Below are 6,875 nucleotides of genomic sequence, written 5' to 3' on the forward strand. Positions count from 1 at the left end.
TATTCGTTCTGAAAGGAAGAATGGACATGCTTTTAGAGCTTAAGCATATTTATAAAAATTACAAGCAGGATAAAATTGTAGTACCTGTGTTAAAAGATATCAATATTTCCATTGATGAGGGAGAGTATGTGGCAATTATGGGGCCCTCCGGTTCAGGGAAGACGACATTGATGAATATCATCGGATGTCTGGACCGTCCCACGGAGGGAGAGTATTATCTGGAAGGTCAATCCATTGTCAACTATACCGAAAACCAGCTTTCAGACCTTCGGCTGAAAACCCTGGGATTTGTGTTTCAGAGTTTTAATCTTCTGCCAAAACAGACGGCCCTCGACAATGTGGCGCTGCCTTTAAGCTATGCGGGAATCCCGGTAAAAAAGAGGCGTCAGATCGCATTTCAGACCCTGCAGCGTGTGGGACTGGCGGACCGTGTGAATTTTAAGCCGTCCCAGCTGTCCGGCGGGCAGCAGCAGAGGGTGGCTATCGCCCGGGCCCTGGTCAATAATCCGAAGATTATTCTGGCCGATGAACCTACAGGAGCTCTGGACAGCCGTTCCGGCACCCAGGTCATGAAGCTTTTTCAGAAGCTCAATGACGAAGGAGTAACGGTCATCATGATCACCCATGATGCCAATATTGCCGGCCATGCCAAAAAGGTTCTTCGAATTCTGGATGGAGAGATAGCGGATGATTCACAGGAAGGAGGCCAGAAGCTTTGAAGAACAAAAAGAAGATAATTATTATTTGTATTGTTGTCATTTTGGTTCTTGCGGCCATTGTCGCCGGCGTCGTCTATTTTGTGCGGAGCCGGGGCGGTTCCGTGGTGGACGTCTATTCCATGGAATTGCTGAACAGTTCCGGATTTGCCGGCGGTGAGTCCTCGCTGAGCGGAACGATCAATTCTGATTATGTACAGGAAGTGTACGCCGATGAGGATCAGGATGTGGCCGATGTTTATGTACAGCAGGGAGATTATGTGAAAAAGGGAGATAAGCTTCTGAAGTACGATGTGGAGGAGCAGGAACTTGATCTGAAGCTGCAGGAGCTGGAGATCCAGTCGTCCACTATGGAACTGGAAGATCTGGAGGATGAGCTGAACGAGATGAAGAAGGCCCGCGCGTCGGGCACTATTGACGGCAGCGGCAGTGATGTGATGAACGCTTCCCTGAATCTTTCCTCTCTGCGAGGAGATATCCTGGCACGGCTGATGAGTAACAGCGACCAGGAGGACAAGACCACAGAAGAATCCGCTTCCGACACCTCAGGAGCAGAAGAATCCGGTGCCGGAACTACGGCATCCGGCGATACGGAGCAGACTTCCGGCACCGATACCTCCGGAGAGACCACGGAGAGCAGCGGCACCACGGCCGGCTCTTCCACAGAAACCGGCACGGCGGGGAGCACCACAGAAACCGGCGCTTCCAGCGAGACGGAAAGTTCTTCTGCAGATACGCAGAAGGAGACCACCGGTTCCTCAGCGGTAAAGAAGCAGACCCGCTCCACAGCCCCGGAAGCAAAGACCAGTTCCGAGGAAGAAGAGGAGACAGGGGAAAGCGAGCTGCTGGATAAAGTGACCAGTTTGGATGAAGCATCATCCGGAAACGGTTCGGAGGAGAATCCGTATATTTTCAATCTGAATTCGTCAGCAGAAATAAAAGGTTCTGTTCTCAGCCAGCTGGTGGGAGAAGAGAAGAAAAATATTTATGCCTATTTCTTCCAGTATGCTTCTGATGAAGCGTATGAGAATGACGCTGATAAGAGCCCAGCTGAAAGAGAAAACTATACGGGTAAAATTGAAATCAATCCGAACAAATTTGCATCTGAGTGGAGCGAAGACAGTTATTCATTTTCTTCCGCCCAGGCATTGGTAAAAGACCGCAAATTAAAAGAAAGTATCACAGCGATCAGTGACAGAGAGACTGGAGAGGGTACCGATGGTGCTCCGTATGTGTTCTTATTAAAAGAAAATGGAACAGATAAGATGATATCCGGTTCTGTTATCTATAGTTTGCTCAGAGGAAATTATACAGCAGTATTTAAAGTATATGATTCAGAAACAGCATATGCCAATAGTAGTGATAACCCAAGAGCAAGTTTTGTATTAAATCCTGTATATGACACAGACGGAATAGATCAGAATGCGCTGTATTCGATAGAGAATTTAAAGGAATTAATCAGTGATAAAAAGCTAAAGAGCAAGATTGAGCTGATCAATGATAATAGTTTCGGAGACGGCAGTGCCAATGATTCTTATATCTACCTGCTCAGTTCAGGAGGCACTGTACGTGGTTCTGTGGTTCTTGCACTGGTGGGCGGTGATTATTATGCGGAATTTCAGGAGTATGCGAGCGAGGATGCCTATAAGAATAACCCATACTCTCCGGCCCATAGTGTAAGTATTACTCCTGGTATGCCGGTCGCAGGTATTGAAGCTGCACGGGAGTATACGTTGGATGACTTACAAAAGGCCCTTGACGCCGCTGAAGCGGCTTCCAGAATCCCAAATGTCTTAAAGACAGAAATCACCGACAAGAAGAATGATGCTTACAGCGGTTCAGGTACCATGAATGATCCGTATGTATACCGGATGATCAGTGATGGAAGAATCCGCGGATCGGTGATCAATGATCTGATGAAAAATAATGAATTTGCCGTATTTTATGAATATGATTCTGAGGAGGACGGCAGGAGAGAGAACGTGGCCAATTCCATTGAGATCCGGCCGAATACCATTTTCAAGGAGAGCATCGCTTCCTTTGGATGGTATACGCTGGCGGATTTAAATGACGCCATGGTGACGGCAGATCATATCCAGATCCGTCCTAACAGAACATCGGTGACAGCAGGCAAGTCCTATAATTTCACCGCAAAGCTCAGTGGTAAGAACAGTGATGTGCTGAAAGTGACCTGGGAACTGAAACGAAATAAATCCGATGCCACCACGTTGATCAACGGTACGCTGACGGTGGGAGAAGATGAGACAGCCAGCACGCTGCGGATCATCGCCTCAGCGGGAGGCAAGAGAGCAGTGCTTACCGTGAAGGTGAAGAAGAGCAGCAGTTCTTCTTCGGGAAGCGGCAGCAGCGGATCCGGTGGCAGTTCAGGAAGCGGCAGCGGCGGTTACGACAGCGGTTCTTCTTCAGGAAGTGGAAGCAGCGGTGGAAGCGATACCGATTACAGCAGCTACACAGCGGATGAGCTGGCGGAAGCTATTTCTGATAAAGAGTCGGAGATTGCGGAGGCAAGACAGAACCTCAGTGAGGCGAAGATTGATTATGAGGAAGCCAAAAAGGAAGTGGACGCGGCCACAGTGAAAGCGACGGTAGACGGTGAAGTAACGCTGGCTTACACCAAGGAAGCCATGCCGGACGACGGTTCACCGGCCATCATTGTAAGAGGCGAGGACGGCATGTACGTGGATGTGGATGTCAGCGAGATGTCACTGGATACGGTGAAGGTTGGCGGAACTATCTACTGCACCTCCATGGAGACCTATGAACAGTACGAGGCGGAAATCATTGATATTTCCCCTTATCCGGCATCCGGCAATAGTTCTGATTCCAGTTATGACGGAACGTCCAATCCGAACAGTTCCTATTATCCGGTGGTGGCCTATATTGCCAATGCGGACGGTCTGGTGACCGGTGAGACGGTGGAAGTCTCCTACAGTTCTCAGTCCATGGGAACGATGTCGGATGAAGCCATTTATCTGCAGAAGGCTTATGTCCGCACCGATGATGATGACAGAAGCTACGTTTACAAAGAAGGAAAGAACGGCCGCCTGGAGAAGCAGTATGTGAAGACCGGAGAGACCCTTTACGGACAGTATGTGGAGATCCTTTCCGGGCTGACCATGGATGACAATATTGCGTTCCCTTATGGAAAAGATGTGAAAGAGGGAGCCAAGGTGGAACTTTCTGAAAATACAGATAATATTATATATTAGGGATTTCTTGAAAGGACGGGTGTGAAATTATGCTGGAAAATATACGATTATCTTTTCAGGGAATCTGGGGACACAAGCTGCGTTCCCTGCTGACGATGCTGGGCATTATCATTGGTATCGCCGCTATCATTGCCATCGTCTCCACAATCCGTGGAACCAATGAGCAGATCCGGAAAAACCTCATCGGTTCCGGAACCAATACCGTAAATGTACGTCTGGTGGAAAGCGGAGACTGGGACTACGATATGGCTTATAGCAGCATCCCCAACGGAATTCCGGTGCTGGATTCCGACAGCCGGGATGAGCTCAATGATATTGACCACGTGGAGGATGCTTCCCTGTATACAATCCGGACGGCGGTGGATTACATTTACTATAATGCCACCGCGCTGCAGGGCGGAGAGCTGATCGGGGCGGATTCCCATTATCTGCATACCTGCGGGTATGTCATGACAAAGGGAAGAGCCTTCACAGAAAGCGATTATACCAATTACCGGAAGGTGGCTGTTATCGATACGACAGCGGCCGACAGCCTTTTTGAAGATGAGGACCCTGTGGGTAAAACTCTTGATATCCAGGGAGAACCTTTTATTGTCATTGGCGTGATCGAGGAGTCCTCAGAGTTTGAACCGGTCATTGAATCGGTGGAAGACTATTACCAGTATGTCTACAATGATGCCAGCAGCAGCGGCAGCGTCATTGTGCCGGATACGGTTTGGAATATTGTGGGACAGTACGATGAGCCGCAGAATGTGCGCCTTCTGGCGGATTCCACGGATGCCATGAGCAATGTGGGACGGCAGGCAGCCAATCTTCTGAACCAGTCCGTGGATAATGAAGATGTTAAGTACAGCGCAGAAGATATCATGGAGCAGGCACAGCAGAATGAACAGCTCAGCGAGTCCACCAATCAGCAGCTGATCTGGATTGCCAGCATTTCCCTGTTGGTAGGCGGTATTGGCGTTATGAATATCATGCTGGTGTCCGTGACTGAGCGTACCAGAGAGATTGGTCTGAAAAAGGCCATTGGAGCAAGGAAAAACAAGATACTGGCACAGTTTCTGACGGAGGCGGCGGTGTTGACCAGCCTCGGCGGTATTATCGGAACGATCACCGGTATTATCTTTGCGGAGGCGATCAACCGGATATCCGGCGTGCCGGTGGCTATCAGCGTGCCGGCGGCAATCATTGCCATTGTCTTTTCCATGCTGATCGGTATTGTGTTCGGATTTGTTCCTGCGGTCAAAGCGGCCAACATGGATCCAATCGTGGCACTGAGGCACGAATAGAGAATTATTTCTTAAAAAAACTAAAATGGGGGGTGAAAAAACCCTCATTTTGTTGATAATTACAAATGACAGAGTAACTGAAAATATGCTAACAAATGTAATGATAGGAGAGAATTATGGGAAAATATTTTGGAACCGACGGTTTTCGCGGTGAAGCAAATGTAACACTGACAGTGGAGCATGCCTATAAAGTGGGACGTTTCCTCGGATGGTATTTTGGAAAAGACAAAGAGGATAAATGCCGGGTGGTTATCGGAAAGGACACAAGAAGATCCAGCTATATGTTTGAGTATTCTCTGGTGGCCGGTCTGACTGCATCAGGCGCGGACGCATACCTTCTTCACGTGACGACCACACCGAGCGTTTCCTATGTGGCGAGAACAGAAGATTTTGACTGCGGTATCATGATTTCCGCCAGCCATAATCCGTATTATGACAATGGAATCAAGCTGATCAACTCCAAAGGGGAGAAGATGGATGAGGAAACCATTCTCAAGGTGGAAGATTATATCGACGGAAAAGTAGAGGTTCCATTTGCCGTGAAGGATGAGATTGGATGCACGGTGGATTATGCAGCGGGCAGAAATCGTTATATCGGTTACCTGATTTCCCTGGCGACCCGTTCCTATAAGAACATGAAAGTGGGTCTGGACTGCGCCAACGGCAGCGCCTGGATGATCGCCAAGAGTGTGTTTGACGCACTGGGCGCCAAGACCTATGTGATCAATGCGGAGCCAAATGGCCTGAATATCAACACCAACGCAGGCTCCACCCATATTGAAGTGCTGCAGTCCTTTGTGAAAGAGAATCAGCTGGATGTGGGATTTGCCTTTGACGGAGATGCGGACCGCTGTATCGCCGTAGATGAAAATGGAAAAGTGATTGACGGAGACCTGATCCTGTATGTATGCGGAACTTACATGAAAGAGCGGGGAACGTTACATAATAACACCATTGTAACGACTGTCATGTCCAACTTCGGTCTGTACAAAGCGCTGGACAGAGAGGGCATTTCCTATGAAAAGACCGCTGTGGGCGATAAGTACGTATATGAGAATATGGTGAAAAACGGACACCGCATCGGCGGCGAGCAGTCCGGCCACATTATTTTCAGCAAATACGCCAACACCGGCGACGGTATTCTCACAGCCATCAAGATCATGGAAGTGATCCTTGAAAAGAAAATGCCTCTGTCCAAACTGGCCAGCCCGGTGAAGATTTATCCACAGGTATTAAAGAACGTGAGAGTCAAGAGCAAACCGGAGGCTCAGAACGATGCCGATGTGCAGGCTGCCGTGCAGAGCGTGGCTGACAGTCTTGGTGATACCGGACGTATTCTTGTCCGGGAGAGCGGCACAGAGCCGGTGATCCGTGTCATGGTGGAAGCGGAAACCATGGAGGAATGTGAGAAGTATGTGGATTCCGTCATCGCGGTGATCAAAGAAAAAGGTCACTGCGTGGAGTAAAGGCAGGATTTTCTCAGAAATAAAAAAGGCCGTTGCCAGAATATGCACTGTGCAAGTGATATGCTCCCTTCTGGGTAGACAAGTGAAATAATAAAAACTTGTCACTTAGGAGGGAGTATATTTTATGCCTAAAAAGAAAATATCTGTTGAAGATAAGCTATATGCTGTAAATCT

The 6,875-nt window shown here is 48.6% G+C and carries 4 protein-coding genes; all 4 read left to right on the forward strand.

The genetic code is table 11. The features are described from left to right. Positions 1-26 precede the first annotated feature (26 nt). Entirely contained in the window at positions 27-719 is a 693-nt protein-coding gene (locus B5E53_RS14520; protein ID WP_087316295.1) for an ABC transporter ATP-binding protein, read from the forward strand. Next, the gene (locus B5E53_RS14525; RefSeq protein ID WP_087316297.1) at positions 716-3,946 is read left to right on the forward strand and encodes a biotin/lipoyl-binding protein; all 3,231 of its coding nucleotides are present in this window, start codon (positions 716-718) and stop codon (positions 3,944-3,946) included. The genes B5E53_RS14520 and B5E53_RS14525 overlap by 4 nt, the downstream gene beginning before the upstream one ends. 29 nt (positions 3,947-3,975) lie before the next feature. Next, complete coding sequence (locus B5E53_RS14530; protein WP_087316299.1) at positions 3,976-5,235, forward strand: ABC transporter permease; 1,260 nt, start codon at positions 3,976-3,978, stop codon at positions 5,233-5,235. A 116-nt stretch (positions 5,236-5,351) separates the two neighbouring features. After that, positions 5,352-6,701, forward strand: a complete 1,350-nt coding sequence (gene glmM / locus B5E53_RS14535) for a phosphoglucosamine mutase (protein ID WP_087316301.1) — start codon at positions 5,352-5,354, stop codon at positions 6,699-6,701. Positions 6,702-6,875 lie beyond the last annotated feature (174 nt).

Source organism: Eubacterium sp. An11 (assembly GCF_002161065.1).
Taxonomy (GTDB): Bacteria; Bacillota; Clostridia; order Lachnospirales; family Lachnospiraceae; genus Anaerobutyricum; species Anaerobutyricum faecale.